This window comes from Euhalothece natronophila Z-M001, from assembly GCF_007904085.1.
GTDB lineage: Bacteria > Cyanobacteriota > Cyanobacteriia > Cyanobacteriales > Rubidibacteraceae > Halothece > Halothece natronophila.
Genome location: NZ_CP042326.1, coordinates 964,913 through 979,034, shown reverse-complemented (window position 1 = coordinate 979,034; position 14,122 = coordinate 964,913). Strand labels below are relative to the sequence as shown.

Genomic DNA, 14,122 nt, shown 5'->3' with positions numbered 1-14,122 from the left:
GGTTAAAATGACTAATGACATCTGGCGATTATCTCAAAATCATCTCAATTTATTTTCAACTTGTCCGCGAAAGTTTCAACATATTTATTTAGAACAATTTTCTTCTCCTTGTGTGAGTCAACAATCAGCCAGTTTAAGTTTAGGGAATCGCTTTCATCGTTTTATGCAACAACGAGAGTTAGGAATTCCCACAGAGAATGTTCTCGGCACAGATGAGGAAATAAAACAGTCATTTAGCGCGATCGCGGCGGCTGCCCCTGAGATTGTTTATCCTCAACCTAAAACCTCTCGTTATCCTGAACATAGACGCACCATTCTAAAAGGAAACTTTCTCTTAACGGGAATTTATGATTTACTAATCTTAACCCAAACTGAAGCTCAAATTATTGACTGGAAAACTTACCCCCAACCACCACAAAAAGAGAAACTTGCTAATAACTGGCAAACTCGTCTATATCTTTACTTATTAGCCGAAACATCTTCCTATATTCCTGAAAATATTAAGTTTACCTATTGGTTTATTAAAGTGCCTCATAAGCCGACCTCCGCAACCTTTTTTTATAGCAGTAAACAACATGAAAAGACAGATCAAGAACTAGACCAATTGCTTAATCAACTAAGTAATTACTGGCAAAATTACCAAAATAATAATCAATTTTTTCCCAAAGTAGAACCCAATCAAATTAAAAGTCATTGTTTGCCATGTCAATTTAAACACTCTTGTGGTCGTTCTCAATCGAAAAAAGATAACATTGAAGCTTCAGAAATTACAGAAATTGTCATTTAAAGTTGTCCTTTGTCCTTTGTAAACCAATGACTAATGACTAAGTTTGTCCCTCAATAAAATAAGAAACGCTATCCTATTGTTCTTCAGTTTCATAGATAATTAAATTATTGAAAATGCCAATGGTTTGGAAATGATAGCTAGGAAGAGGCTCCGCAATCGATAAATTCGTTTCATAAATACTAAAAAAAACATAGTTATGTCTTTCAGTGGAATTATCAATTATTTCTTTCATTGGTTCTCTTCCCATATCCACTAAATTAGCACATTGCCCTTGTAAAAATTCAGGCACATCAGAACAAGCTTCTTCTTTGAGATAGGTACTCATTTTTTCTGCAGCATAATCTTTGTAAGCCTCACGGCTAGGGTTAGTGGCAGCCATCGCTCCCCCAATACCAATAACAGCAAGGCTACCTATAATTACACTGATTTTCCAAGATTTGAACTTCATAAAAAACCTCTTTGCAGGGTTGACGTTGTCTCTAGTTACCATGTTATGATATGGTTGATTAGTCAACTATGGCGAGCGTAGCCAAGTGGTTAAGGCAGCGGATTGTGGTTCCGCCATTCGTGGGTTCAAATCCCATCGTTCGCCCTATTTAGCAATTTTATTATGATCGCTGTTATCTCCTTCCTCTAAAAATTCTGTCCTTCTTGTTCCCATTGCTTGAGTAGTTGCCAAGGATTAAAACCCCGATATTGGAGAAAATTACAAATTTTGCGTTTTGTTTTTGGATCAAGGTTGGAAAATTGATTGAGGTTATATTTCCGCTTTACTTTGTTTTTTAAGTTTGGTAGTTCTTCTGCCTCTAGCTGATCTGATAAGTTTTCCCAAGTTTGTGCAAATAACTCATCACTGATACCTTTCTCTCGGCATTTTTGTTTAATTTTAGGTCTGCCATATTTTCCCTGATACCCTAGTATCATTTCCTCAGCAACACGAGTGTCTGATTGAGCATTAATTTCTTGTAAATGCTCTATTGTTTCTGTGATTTCTGCTTCTGAGAATCCTTTTTCTTGTCCTTTTTTTCGGAGTTCTTTTTCACTATATTCCCGTCTGGCAAGGAGTCGAAAGAAATAGGTTTGACAATTACTCATAAATATGGTATGCATTTCCGCTTTTTAAGCATCTACTTTTGCGAATTGATTTGCCATTGAAAACGTTGAGCGGCAGTTTTGATCAAAGTAGCTGTTGTCTTAGGGGTAGCAGAGGATAAAATAATACTAGGATAGACAGCATTTCCCCATTGGGGATGAAAAAGTCTCATGCAATCTCCCGGAGCAGTATGAAAACCGAGTAAGGTAGAAACTACTTTTACATCATCATGACATAAAACACCAGGATGGGAAAGTAAGGGTTGTCCACTGCGGGGATCAATCAAGTCTGCAAGTTCTCCTTGTTCTTTGATATCAAAGGCAACTTCTACCCCAAAGCGCATAAACCGTTCTCGCAACCGCTGTTTTTCTTGTTCTACAATATGGGAGCAAGTTAATAAGGGGAACCTTGCTTTTTGAAGAATAATCACAACCCAAGCTCTTGGCAGTGTCCAATCAGGTAGCATTTTTTCTAGATTGTCTTGCACAAAAGGAGTGGGTTCACAGATGTAAACTTCTAAGGGAGATTTTGGTTCAGGCAACAAGGTAAGAACTGGTGTAATTTTTGGCAGTTGAACTGAGGAATAAGCCATCTTTTTAACTGCGATCATTATAGAGGATGTTACTTATAGTTTGACATCTTATGATAAAAATTGCTAGTCAAGTGCTTGTGAAATTGGGATTAAGAACTAGTTATGAAAATATTTGGATGAAGTTTTTTTATGAAAAATAGCAAACTTATATTAGTGATTTTGGGAGTTATGATTCTGGGCGGAGGGATTTTTTTTCTACAGAATACTTCTCCGGTTCTCTCTTTAGTATTTTTTGGAACGCAAACTGTTAGCCTTCCTGTGGGATTGTGGCTGGTTTTAAGCGCGATCGCTGGTCTTTTAAGCAGTCTCATTCTGCAACTGTTATTAGGGGTTTATCCGCCTCCGAAATCGCGATCGCGTGACTGGGATGATCCAGACGATCCAGATGATGAACCTGATTCACCTAACCCACCAGACACCACTTATCGAGTAGCCAATCCCAATCGCTACCAATCAGAAGAAAAAAGTTCTTATAATACTTCGGAACGGGCTAGTTATGGGGTTTCTAATCCTAAGGCGTTTCAATATGATAAAAATGATGATGATTGGGAGTTACCCCTAACAGGAGAAGATTGGAATCAAATTGATGAGGAATGGGATATTGAACAGCCCCCGCGTCGCCCTAATCCACCGCCTCCTAGTAATAATGATGAGGAGGATGATGAAACTCTCTATTCGCCACCGGACACCACAAGAAATATTTATGAGCGCCCCCAAACTCCTAAAGAAACCTCACCTCAGGAAGGATCTGTTTATTCTTATCGTTATCGGGAAACTGATGAGGAATTTGATGACTCAGAAAATGATAAAAATGATGATGACAATGCCTATACGGATGAGCCAAGATCATCCCAAGTTTATGAGGCGAACTATCGTGTAATTCGTCCTCCTTTATGGAACTTACCGGATGAGGAAGAAGAAGATTTAGAAGAGGATGACAAAGAACAACGCTAATTTATTACAAGGCTTAAATATTTATCTAGTTGGAATGATGGGAGTAGGAAAAACATCTGTTGGCAAAGCAGTAGCAGAACAACTCTCTTATCGCTTTTTAGATACTGATGATTTAATTACAAAAATCCAAGGACAACCGATTACTGAGATTTTTTCCCAACAGGGAGAAACTTACTTTCGGGAGTTAGAAACTAAGGTATTGGAGGAGTTATCCACTTATACTCGCAGTGTGATTGCCACTGGGGGAGGAATTATTCTTAAGCCAGAAAATTGGAGTTTCTTGCAACAGGGGTTAGTGGTATGGCTCAATGCTGGCGTGGATCTACTCATGGAACGACTCGCTCAAGATGAAAGTCGCCCTCTATTGCAAACAGCAAACCCACGAGAAACTTTAGAAAGGCTATTAGAAGAACGCTATTCTCAGTATGCTCAAGCTGACTTACAGATTAATATTCATGCAGATGAATCTCCAAGCGCGATCGCGTCACGAATGATTCAGGAAATTCCAACTGTGGTAAAATCACAAAATTCAGCTAGTTAAGAGAGGTATGGTAAACCAGCGCGATCGCGAACCGATTAACCAAGAAGAAGCCCAACGAGTCCGCATTCTCAGTGAAGCCCTCCCCTATATCCAGAAATTTGCGGGACGAACCATTGTGATTAAATATGGGGGCGCTGCGATGAAAGATCAAGCCCTGAAAAAACAGGTCATTCGGGACGTAGTGTTTTTATCCTGTGTGGGAATGCGTCCAATTATTGTTCATGGGGGTGGCCCCGAAATTAATAGCTGGCTAGGGAAATTGGGCATTGAACCGCAGTTTAAAAACGGGCTACGAGTCACTGATTCTGACACCATGGATGTGGTAGAAATGGTGTTAGTGGGGCGAGTGAATAAAGAATTAGTAGAGTTAATTAATCAAGCTGGGGGAAGCGCGATCGGCATTTGTGGTCGTGATGGCAATCTGATCTCAGCACGCCCTCGCGGTGAAGAAGGAATTGGCTTTGTAGGAGAAGTTAGCACCATTAATCCTCACCTATTGGAATCCCTCATTAAAACAGGTCATGTTCCTGTCATTTCTACCGTTGCTTCTGATGAAACGGGACAAGCCTATAATATTAATGCTGATACTGTAGCAGGGGAAATTGCTGCGTCATTAGGAGCAGAAAAACTGATTCTACTTACCGATACCCTTGGCTTACTCAAGGATTATACTGACCCCTCTAGTCTCATTACCCATCTGACGATTGCAGAAGCGCGATCGTTAATTGCAACAGGAGTTGTTCAAGGGGGAATGATCCCGAAAGTAGAATGTTGTATTCGTTCCCTCGCTCAAGGGGTAAGAGCCGCCCATATCATAGACGGGCGTATTCCCCATTCCATTCTCTTGGAAATTTTTAGCGACGAAGGGATTGGCTCAATGATCGTCGGGTCTCAATATCACTATTAGGCTATTCTGATTCCTGTTTTTCCCACCAATCTTCACCTAACTGGATACTAACCACAGAATCTAGCGCCCCCGTACTTTCTACTCGTACTTCTCCGACTCCGAGAACCTCAGCCACAGCTTTGGCTGCTTCTACATTACCCGTTTGAGCCACAATGCGAGTTGTCTCTAAAGGTTGTGACCAATCTGAAGCCACATAAACATTACGGAAGCCATCATCTTCTAAATCTCTTGCCACCCCTCTCACCGCTTCAGAATTATCTGTGCTATCTTGAATAGCAATCCGAATCCGAGGAGAAACTTCATCACTGCTACTGCTGCTAAGGCGATTAGATTCTACATCAAAATGACGCGCCATCATTTGTTCAATGCGACGATTATGGGGAAGCCAGTAACTGGTGGTGATTCTTCGGCCATTGCGGTTTTCTACCACATCCTCAAATTCTCCTGGTAACATCAACATTTCCAGATTTTCATCATCTCTATTGGAGGCAAATCTGGCTAAAGCAAGCATTTCTTTGTTTCCTAAATTCGTATCAAGGTTAGAGCGAATCACAGATAATATATTAGGAATTCGGGTGAGGGTCGAGGGATTGAGGGCTTGTTGAACCATTGCTCGTAGCAGTAATTGCTGTCTTTGCACTCGTCCAATATCACCATATTCGTCTTGACGAAAACGGATAAACTGCATCGCTTCCTCACCGTCTAGAGTTTGCTCACCCTGTTCTAAATCAATATAAAGACGCTGACTATCATCGCGATACCTCATGTCTTTGGGAACATACATATCTACACCTCCCAAAGCGTCCACTAACTGTTCTACCCCTTGCACGTTGACACGAATGTAACGGTCAATTTCAACGCCACCGAGTAAATTACTCACCGCTCGCGCACTGGCTCCAGCACCTCCATAGCGATTAGCGGCATTAATTTTAACCGTGCCATGTCCTGGTAAGTCCACTTTGCTATCTCTAGGAATAGACAACATGGTTACTTTGTCAGCTTCTGGATCAAACCGAACCAAGAACATAGCATCCGTTGCCCCATCAAAGGAGTCATGAACTAGCCTATGATAACCAAGTTCTCGAGGAGACTCCCCTAAATCTGAACTTAAAACTTTGGTTCCTAATACAAGCAGGTTAACTGGTTGTTTTAATTTCGGTAGTTGAAGAGGGGGGGTATTGGTAATTTCTTCTCGTGAAAACTCTGGGTCATCATCAGAAGCTGTCCTATCATTATTAATTGCATTTGTAGAACCGAGGGTAATGGCTAAAAAAGCACCTGCGGTTGCTGAAAGCATTGCAATTCCAGATAGACCTAAACCAATTAAAAACCAATGGGGAGAGCGCGATCGCTGTTTCTCCTTCTTTTTTTTGACAGGATAAGTCCTTTTGGGTCTGCTGGATGGTTTTGAGTTTTGAACTTGCACAGGCTTCCTCACACTCACTTTAGTTTATTTATTTTAGAGGCTTTTTTTACAAAAAACGAGCGTTATGATGATCATTGTTTCTATATTATTCTCAATGAGAGCGAAAGAGCTTATTTGCTAGCGCTTTCATTGCAGGGAGATTGGGAACGTTTCCTCGCCAGGTTTGAATCATTAAAACTAAACAAGTAATAAAATAGCCAGATGTAATTAGAGCATCAAGGTAAAGAAAACGAACTGACCAGATGAGAGAGGGACTCACCTCTCCACCTACCCCTAATAAACTATAGGTAATTAACCAAGATAAAGCAAGAACAATTGCAAAACGACTCACTTGTCGTTCTTCAAAAGTTCCCTGTTCCGAATGGTAAATTTGCCACAAGGCTGGAATAACCCCGAAAATTGGAATGAGGTAAAGGGTTAGTTTAGTTGCTGAAGGATGAGGTTTCATCGTGATTTAGTTGATAACTAACAAAAGTTTAACAACTCTATCCATTTTTCGGATAAAAATCGCAGATAAGTTGATAATAAAGTTTTAAAATTATTGCCTCCACAACCACCTTTAATTTCCCTTGCTTTAGTTGTGGGGCTCTTAATTGAACTCAAGCGCGGCTGTCGAAAGGTTCGATCCCTTGAGACATCCTTTTATTTTTGAGGTAACCTCCTAATCCAATCTCTTACTGCTTGCGCCTGACTCCATCCTTTACTCTCGGCAAACCTTCTTAATTTGTCTTGTTCTTCGCTCGATAACCTAACTTGGAATATCTTTTTTCTGGTTGTCATGTAATGTTTTTGTAAGTTACAAGATAAAGATTATGGTAACAACCCGTCGAGTCACCTTCAAACTGTACCCAAAGAAGTCCGCAGAGAATAAACTCCATTATGCGAGAAAAGGTCACTGCGACTTATATAATGCTGCACTTTCCCATCGGAAGACGCAGTATAAGCAGTTTGGCAACTCGGTTAATTACTTTGACCAACAAAATAGTCTTCCTGAGTTTAAGGAGGGATTACCTGAGTATAAGGAATTTGGGAGTCATACCCTCCAAGCCACTCTAAAAAGGGTTGACTTTGGATTTCAACGCTTTTTCAAAGGACTAGGGAAATACCCTCGGTTTAAGGCAAGAAGACGTTATCGAGGATGGACTTACCCAGATCAAGCAGGTTGGAAAGTACACTCGGACGGGAAAAATGGCTATCTTGAGCTTAAAGACTTGGGCTTAACCATCCAAATGCGAGGTCAGGCCAGAACTTGGGGAACTCCTAATACCTGTACTATCTTTTGGGATGGAAAGAACTGGTATGCTTCCATCACAGTTCAGTGCGAACCAACCAGAGATACTGGTTTTGGCGCAATCGGTTTGGATTTTGGGTGTAAGGTGGCTGTTGCCACTTCTAACGGTGAGTTCATCGAAGCTCCTAAATCCCAAGCCAAAGCTCAAGAAAAAGTCAATCAACTTTCCAAAAACCTTCGACGAAAACGCCGTCCAGAAAAAGGAAAGGTAAAAGCCTCTCGCAGATGGAAAAAACACCAAAAGCAAATTAGCGGGACTTAAACGAAGTTTAAGCTAAAATGTAGCCAAAGCTCGCTTTATAAGCCACAAATACGTCCCAATTCTCTTGCATCCATTTGAGAAAACGATAAGTAATCGCGGTTCTAAAAGCTTCTAATATGAAATTGATTAATTCATGCTACACATAAGTAATTTTTTCACGTTGTCTCCTTGTCTCCCTTGTCTCCCTTGTCTCCCTATTTCCCCAAGCAAACTGTAGCAAACATTTATCCATTTGATATTACGTGACTCTAGAGCGCGATCGCGATTTGTTAAATTAATTAAAAGCTGAACCCAATCCTCTGTTGCCAAAGCTATGTTTAATCGTCAACGCATTGAACCAAAACCAGGACAAGAGTCAGTCTGGGATTATCCGCGCCCCCCGCGTCTCGAATCCTCGTCAAAACACATTCAAGTGGTCTTTAATGGGGAAATTATCGCTGATACCAAAAATTCCCTGAGAATGTTAGAAACCAGTCATCCTCCTGTATATTATGTGCCTGCTGAAGATGTGAAACAGGAATATTTAACCCAAACTAATCATCAAACCTTCTGTGAGTGGAAAGGAAAAGCCCGCTATTACGCGCTAAAAGTGGGAGATCAAGAAGTAATTAATGCTGTTTGGGATTATCCTAACCCCAGTTCACGCTACTCAGATATTAAAGGCTATTTTGCTTTCTATCCCGCTAAAATGGAAGCCTGTTATGTGGATGGGGAAAAAGTGCAATCTCAAGAAGGAGATTTCTATGGGGGTTGGATTACCAGTGAGATTGTTGGTCCCTTTAAGGGTGCTCCCGGAACTTGGGGATGGTAATTAAGCCCATAATGCTTCTGTAAGCCGAGGTTAATTGTAACCAAATTTTCCCAAAATGGGGGGATTTCTGCTCTTTAATGCCTGAATAGAATCTAATCTAAAAGGAGGAAAGCAAGGAAACCTGTGTGGATTACCTCAGATCTAGAACGAGCCTTAACGCCGACTGCGATCGCGCTCGGTAACTTTGATGGCGTTCACCGTGGACACCAAAATGTTATCATACCCGTTTTACAACAACCTGTTCGTTCAACTGTTGTCACGTTTGAGCCTCACCCCCGAGAATACTTTAGTGGCAAACGTTGTTCCCTGTTAACCCCATTAGAAGAGAAAATCAGCTATCTCAAAGCCCTTGGCGTAGAACAGCTGATCTTACTTCCCTTCAATCAGGAACTTGCCTCTCTCTCGCCTGAAACCTTTGTCAAAGAGATTTTAATCGCAAAACTTAACCCCCATTATATTAGTGTGGGGGAGGACTTTCGGTTTGGCTATCAGCGAAAGGGAACTGCCCAAGATTTAAGCGCGATCGCGCTCACAAAAAGTATCGAAGTTAACATTATTTCCCTAAAAAGTAACCAACAGCAACGCATTAGTAGTTCCAGAATTCGTGCTTGCCTAAATAGTGGGGAAATCAGCCTCGCTAATGAACTTTTAGGACGACCCTATAACCTCACCGGAACTGTCACCACAGGGGAACAACGCGGGCGCACCATTGGCTTTCCTACAGCTAACTTAACCCCACCCCACAACAAACTTATTCCTCGCTACGGCGTTTATGCAGTGGAAGTAACTAGTTCCACTTTTCCGATTACTGACCCTCATCCCGCAGTTATGAATATTGGGATGCGTCCCACCGTTAACGGCAAACATCCGACAATTGAAGTTCATCTCTTAAACTGGAGTGGCAATCTATATTCTCATAGTCTCAGTATCGCTATGAAACAATTCCTGCGCCCAGAAGAAAAATTTTCTTCCCTTGATGAGCTAAAAGCGCAAATTAATCGTGACTGTGAACAAGCAATTTCTCGAAAATGATCAAGAGAAGATACAGTAAGGGAGACAGGGAATAACCAATTAACCAATTCATGAGAGACTACATTCAACACCTAACTGATAACATCGCACAAATCTTTGTTGGCAAAGAGAGTTCCGTTCGTCTTGTGATTGTTGCCCTTCTCAGTGGGGGTCATATCTTACTAGAAGATGTCCCTGGAGTCGGGAAAACCTTATTAGCAAAAGCCCTTGCTCGTTCCATTAACGGAAAATTTCAACGCATCCAATGTACTCCAGATTTACTTCCCTCTGATGTAACGGGAACCAGTGTTTGGAATCAGCGCGATCAAATTTTTGATTTTGTTCCAGGTCCAATTTTTGCCAATATTTTTCTTGCTGACGAAATTAATCGGGCGACTCCTCGCACCCAATCCGCCCTTTTAGAAGTGATGGAAGAGCAGCAGGTTACTGTTGATGGGGAAACTCGTGTTGTGGGAAAACCCTTTTTCGTTATCGCCACCCAAAACCCTGTGGAATATCAAGGAACGTTTCCGCTTCCTGAAGCACAAATGGATCGCTTTGCCATCTCTCTAAGTTTAGGCTATCCCACTGCCGAAGAAGAGTTACAAATGCTACAGCGCCAAGGAACAAACTTAGAAGATTTACAACCCTCAATTTCCCCCAAAGACCTCTTAGAATTACAAAAGCAAGTTCTAGAAGTGAAAGTTGCCACGCCTCTACAACAATATATTTTAAATCTGGTTCGGGCTTCCCGAGAGGATGAAGATGTTACTTTAGGGATTAGCCCACGAGGTGCAGTTGCTCTACAACGGGCTACCCAAGCTCTTGCCTTTTTAGAAGGAAGAGACTACGCCATCCCTGATGATGTTAAATTTCTTGCTCCCTATGTTCTCTCTCACCGTTTAATGACCACTGGCGGACGGAAAGAGAGAATGATTATTGATCGGCTTTTACAATCAGTTCCTGTGGAAACTTGATACTTGTTTTTCTACTCCCAATCCTGATATTGAGAGAGTAACCAGCATCATTCCTGCAACTTGTCTTAATTCTAGATTTTCTTGTAGAAGTAGCCAGGCTAGAACTGTGGTTAAAACAGGTTCGCTTGAGCCGACTAACGAGGCAGTAGGTGCGCCGACTAAACGGATACCGAGGTTGGTAAAGACTAATCCGCCTACTGTTACTAACCCTGAGATTAAACTCCATAAAATGACTGGAAGTAACCTAGTGCTGGGAATTTCTATCCCCATCAGTAACACTGTCACACTTGAGAAAACAAAAAGCAGGGTAAAGGTTACTAGAGAAAAGGAAAGGGGGTGAAAATGGATTAACGCTCTCTGGGCGCTAGTGGCATATAGGGCAAACCCTATGCCAGCCCCTAAGGCACATAAAGTTCCAAAAATAAACTGCGATGATAAATCTGCTTGTAAGTTGGGGGTAACTAAAATTAATCCTAAAATTACCCCAGTAATAATCAGCCAACGGAAAAAAGTGGGTTTCTCCTGATTGAACCACCATCCTAATAAAAGCGCGATCGCGGGATGGACAAAAAAGAGGGTAATTGCGATTCCAGCAGGAAGATTGCCAATGGCCAAATAGAGTAAAATTACGGTAAAAAAGTAAATAGCACCGCAGAGAATTGGGGATTGTAACTGTTTACCACTGTTTTTAATTTCGAGAAAAACCTTGGGATAAATACGCCAGGCCAGTAACGCGATCGCGAGCGACATAAAAAAGGTTCTAACCTGCAAAAATAGGACAGTATGCTCAAAATTAGAGGTTAAAACCCCTCCCAGTTCAGCAGTCCCTTCAAAAAAAAGACGGACAATGACATTCTGAATTGACAGAAAAATTGCCGCCAATAGCATCACCAAAAGACCAAGCATAATTGACAATCTTCCATTAACAATAAACAATAAGGAACAATCAAAGAAAACAGATCATTGATCTTAGCGTTTATACTATTTCTTATCCCTCATTCATTAACCTCCCATGTCATCTACCATTCTCGTAACCGGCGGTGCGGGCTATATTGGTTCTCATGCCGTTCTTTCCTTAAAAGAAAAAGGCTATCAGGTTGTTATTCTCGATAATCTCGTTTATGGCCATCGTGATCTGGTTGAAAAGCAACTCAAGGTAGAATTAGTAGTTGGAGATACCTGCGATGCTTCTCTGCTGGAGCAACTATTTCAAACCCGAGACATTTCCGCTGTCATGCACTTTGCTGCTTATGCCTATGTGGGCGAGTCAGTGGAGAACCCTGCCAAATATTATCACAATAATGTTGTGGGAACGCTCACTTTACTGGAAGCAATGCAAAAAGCAGGGGTTAACAAATTTGTTTTCTCTTCCACCTGTGCCACTTATGGCGTTCCTGAGATAATTCCCATTCCCGAAACCCACCCTCAAAACCCCATTAACCCCTATGGTGCGAGTAAATTAATGGTGGAACGTATCCTTAAAGACTTTGATACTGCCTATAATTTGAAATCCGTTATTTTTCGGTATTTTAACGCGGCAGGGGCAGATCCTGAGGGGCGAACAGGAGAAGATCACAACCCAGAAACTCATCTCATTCCCCTGATTTTACTCACTGCTCTAGGAAAACGTAAAGCTATTAAAATCTTTGGTCGTGATTATCCCACTCGCGATGGCACTTGTATTCGAGACTATATTCATGTAACCGATTTAGCCCAAGCTCATGTTTTGGGATTAGAATACTTGCTACAGGGCGGAAATAGTGAGATTTTTAATTTAGGCAATGGCAATGGGTTTACTGTACAAGAAATGATTGCGACTGCCAAAGCCGTTACGGGAAAAGAGTTTGCTGTGGAAGATGCCCAACGTCGCCCTGGAGATCCCCCAACCTTAATTGGCAGTAGTGACAAGGCAAAGCAAATATTGGGTTGGACACCGCAATATGATGAGTTAAACCAAATTCTCAGTCATGCCTGGCAATGGCATCAAAAGCGACATGGTTGAGGCAACAGGAAAGTTAGCCCTGCAGTGATAGCCGTTCTTTCCCCTGTCGGACTAAACTTTTTAACAAAGCGGTGCGCTGATTATTTTGGAACACTTTTTGTAATTTAGCTTGTAGGCGATTCGGATTTACTTGGGTGGTGTCATTAATTTCTTGTTCTTGGAAATACTCAATTAAACTTAATCCAGCGATACGAGTCAGATAGGCGGCACTTAAACCTTGGACGGTTCCCCCAGCAATATAAGTGACAAAATTCGTTTTTAAGATTCCTGTTACGGCTTGGGTGGAAAATTCAACTAATCCTAATTGCACCATCTGTTTTCCGAGGGTTCCTGCAACAGTCTGGGCTTGGGAAAAGGAAAACGTTTGCTGGTAAATTTTGCCTAAGTCAACAATTAACTGAGTATTAATGGCGACAGTTGCTAGTAAGTCTAAACTACTCACAGGATTAGCAAAAGCGGTTCCAGCGGCAATCCACTGATATTGCTCAATATAGGGAAGGGCGCGTTGACGGCGAATTTCGTTAAGAATCGTTTTTGCTTCTAACTTTAACTGTTGGGCTTTACGCCAGGTGCTTTGATACAGGAGGGTTAGTCTTTCTTCTGTCAAAATCGTATTTAAGCGTGTCTGTAAAGTTTCTACCTCAGGAGATGGGGTTTCTTCCCATTCTTCATGGCTATTATCAGCTTTGACTTTTCGCACTTTGATGGGGTTAGGGGAAGCGGTGCTAGTGATAATATTCTTCTCGGAAATAAGCGGAGTCAGTCGCGTTTTTAATTGTTGATAAATAATGGCTTGTTCTTCAGGGGAATATTGATCTTGTTTATTAAAGACGACTAGAAGTTTTTGTTGCTGTTGACTCCATTGCTGAAGGGTTTGATATTCGGAGTCGGTGATGTCGCCATTGACAACAAAAATCACAACTTCGCTAGTGAGGGCGGTGGTTTGGATGGTTTCTAGATTACTGTCATTTTGATAAAGGGGAGAGGTTTCACTCAGGTGATGGGAGGGAAGATCTAGGGTTGTTTTTAGGCTGGTTTTCCCCACATTTTTCCCCCCTGTGATGACAAGGTTAAGGGAATCACGGTTGAGGTTTTCCCAGAGGCTGTTAAGCTGGCTTTGCAGGTAGGAAGGATCAGTGTCTGAGTCTTCTTCTTGAATTTTCTCCAGAATGGTTTGTACTTTGTGAATTTCCGCTTCTACTACCTTCTGGTCAATTTTAGGTAAAACTTTGGGTGCTGTGGGAGGCGTTTTTCGTGATTGCCATAACCACAGACCTGTTCCTAGCGCGATCGCGCTTGGGATGCCCCATTCTCCAACCCCCATTAAGGTATCTTGAAGCATTGATCCCATCCACAACAAGAAAGATAAACCAACACCACCGATTAAAATGGGTTTTTTCAATTGCACCGCCATAATTTCTCCCTAAAGAACAACACCTTCTTAATATCCTAAGCCATTTTGGTCTAG

Annotated in this window: 16 protein-coding genes and 1 tRNA gene; 10 read left to right on the top strand and 7 right to left on the bottom strand. The window is 41.6% G+C overall.

Annotated elements, in window-relative coordinates; genetic code table 11:
* Positions 1 to 7: 7 nt before the first annotated feature.
* Positions 8 to 787 carry a PD-(D/E)XK nuclease family protein gene (locus FRE64_RS04600; protein ID WP_146294877.1) on the top strand — a complete coding sequence of 260 codons (780 nt, stop codon included), beginning with the start codon at positions 8 to 10 and terminating at the stop codon, positions 785 to 787.
* Between the two features lie 73 nt (positions 788 to 860).
* Here the strand turns inward: FRE64_RS04600 and FRE64_RS04595 are convergent, their stop codons facing one another.
* Positions 861 to 1,235 (bottom strand): DUF4359 domain-containing protein, encoded by a 375-nt coding sequence (locus tag FRE64_RS04595; RefSeq protein WP_146294876.1) that lies wholly within the window; start codon positions 1,233 to 1,235, stop codon positions 861 to 863.
* A 71-nt stretch (positions 1,236 to 1,306) separates the two neighbouring features.
* Here FRE64_RS04595 and FRE64_RS04590 point away from each other — a divergent pair.
* Positions 1,307 to 1,379: transfer RNA gene (locus tag FRE64_RS04590), tRNA-His, on the top strand.
* A 41-nt stretch (positions 1,380 to 1,420) separates the two neighbouring features.
* Here the strand turns inward: FRE64_RS04590 and FRE64_RS04585 are convergent.
* Together FRE64_RS04585 and FRE64_RS04580 are read right to left on the bottom strand one after the other, a co-directional pair.
* Positions 1,421 to 1,882, bottom strand: coding sequence for a regulatory protein RecX (locus tag FRE64_RS04585; RefSeq protein ID WP_146294875.1), 462 nt, complete (start codon positions 1,880 to 1,882; stop codon positions 1,421 to 1,423).
* Positions 1,883 to 1,914: 32 nt separating this feature from the next.
* Positions 1,915 to 2,472, bottom strand: a complete 558-nt coding sequence (locus FRE64_RS04580; RefSeq protein WP_146294874.1) for a methylmalonic aciduria and homocystinuria type D protein — start codon at positions 2,470 to 2,472, stop codon at positions 1,915 to 1,917.
* Positions 2,473 to 2,601: 129 nt separating this feature from the next.
* On the opposite strand from FRE64_RS04580, the gene FRE64_RS04575 reads away from it, so the two are divergent.
* Genes FRE64_RS04575 through argB form a run of 3 tightly spaced genes read left to right on the top strand, consistent with a single transcriptional unit; the run spans position 2,602 to position 4,874 of the window.
* The gene (locus FRE64_RS04575; protein WP_146294873.1) at positions 2,602 to 3,426 is read left to right on the top strand and encodes a hypothetical protein; all 825 of its coding nucleotides are present in this window, start codon (positions 2,602 to 2,604) and stop codon (positions 3,424 to 3,426) included.
* Positions 3,407 to 3,967 carry a shikimate kinase gene (locus FRE64_RS04570; protein ID WP_146294872.1) on the top strand — a complete coding sequence of 187 codons (561 nt, stop codon included), beginning with the start codon at positions 3,407 to 3,409 and terminating at the stop codon, positions 3,965 to 3,967. Before FRE64_RS04575 ends, FRE64_RS04570 begins: the two co-directional genes overlap by 20 nt.
* Positions 3,968 to 3,974: 7 nt before the next feature.
* Positions 3,975 to 4,874: an acetylglutamate kinase gene (argB, locus tag FRE64_RS04565; protein ID WP_146294871.1), complete on the top strand. Its 900-nt coding sequence runs from the start codon at positions 3,975 to 3,977 to the stop codon at positions 4,872 to 4,874.
* A 1-nt stretch (position 4,875) separates the two neighbouring features.
* Here argB and FRE64_RS04560 read toward each other — a convergent pair whose 3' ends face one another.
* On the bottom strand, positions 4,876 to 6,318 hold the full coding sequence (locus FRE64_RS04560; protein ID WP_315862644.1) for an LCP family protein: 1,443 nt from the start codon (positions 6,316 to 6,318) through the stop codon (positions 4,876 to 4,878).
* 73 nt (positions 6,319 to 6,391) lie between these two features.
* The gene (locus FRE64_RS04555; RefSeq protein ID WP_146294870.1) at positions 6,392 to 6,748 is read right to left on the bottom strand and encodes a hypothetical protein; all 357 of its coding nucleotides are present in this window, start codon (positions 6,746 to 6,748) and stop codon (positions 6,392 to 6,394) included.
* A gap of 364 nt (positions 6,749 to 7,112) precedes the next feature.
* Here FRE64_RS04555 and FRE64_RS04550 point away from each other — a divergent pair, with 364 nt between their 5' ends.
* From FRE64_RS04550 to FRE64_RS04535, 4 genes are all read left to right on the top strand, one after another.
* A complete protein-coding gene (locus tag FRE64_RS04550) occupies positions 7,113 to 7,853 on the top strand; it encodes an RNA-guided endonuclease InsQ/TnpB family protein (protein WP_146294869.1) in 741 nt (246 codons plus the stop codon).
* Positions 7,854 to 8,166: 313 nt separating this feature from the next.
* Positions 8,167 to 8,664 carry a DUF427 domain-containing protein gene (locus FRE64_RS04545; protein ID WP_146294868.1) on the top strand — a complete coding sequence of 166 codons (498 nt, stop codon included), beginning with the start codon at positions 8,167 to 8,169 and terminating at the stop codon, positions 8,662 to 8,664.
* A gap of 123 nt (positions 8,665 to 8,787) precedes the next feature.
* Positions 8,788 to 9,696 (top strand): bifunctional riboflavin kinase/FAD synthetase, encoded by a 909-nt coding sequence (locus FRE64_RS04540; RefSeq protein WP_146294867.1) that lies wholly within the window; start codon positions 8,788 to 8,790, stop codon positions 9,694 to 9,696.
* A gap of 50 nt (positions 9,697 to 9,746) precedes the next feature.
* A complete protein-coding gene (locus FRE64_RS04535) occupies positions 9,747 to 10,652 on the top strand; it encodes an AAA family ATPase (protein ID WP_146294866.1) in 906 nt (301 codons plus the stop codon).
* On the opposite strand, the gene FRE64_RS04530 is transcribed toward FRE64_RS04535, so the two are convergent.
* Complete coding sequence (locus tag FRE64_RS04530) at positions 10,632 to 11,558, bottom strand: DMT family transporter (protein ID WP_146294865.1); 927 nt, start codon at positions 11,556 to 11,558, stop codon at positions 10,632 to 10,634. The genes FRE64_RS04535 and FRE64_RS04530 overlap by 21 nt on opposite strands.
* Positions 11,559 to 11,664: 106 nt before the next feature.
* On the opposite strand from FRE64_RS04530, the gene galE reads away from it, so the two are divergent.
* The gene (gene galE, locus FRE64_RS04525) at positions 11,665 to 12,654 is read left to right on the top strand and encodes a UDP-glucose 4-epimerase GalE (protein WP_146294864.1); all 990 of its coding nucleotides are present in this window, start codon (positions 11,665 to 11,667) and stop codon (positions 12,652 to 12,654) included.
* A gap of 13 nt (positions 12,655 to 12,667) precedes the next feature.
* Here galE and FRE64_RS04520 read toward each other — a convergent pair whose 3' ends face one another.
* The gene (locus FRE64_RS04520) at positions 12,668 to 14,068 is read right to left on the bottom strand and encodes a slr1306 family protein (RefSeq protein WP_146294863.1); all 1,401 of its coding nucleotides are present in this window, start codon (positions 14,066 to 14,068) and stop codon (positions 12,668 to 12,670) included.
* Positions 14,069 to 14,122 lie beyond the last annotated feature (54 nt).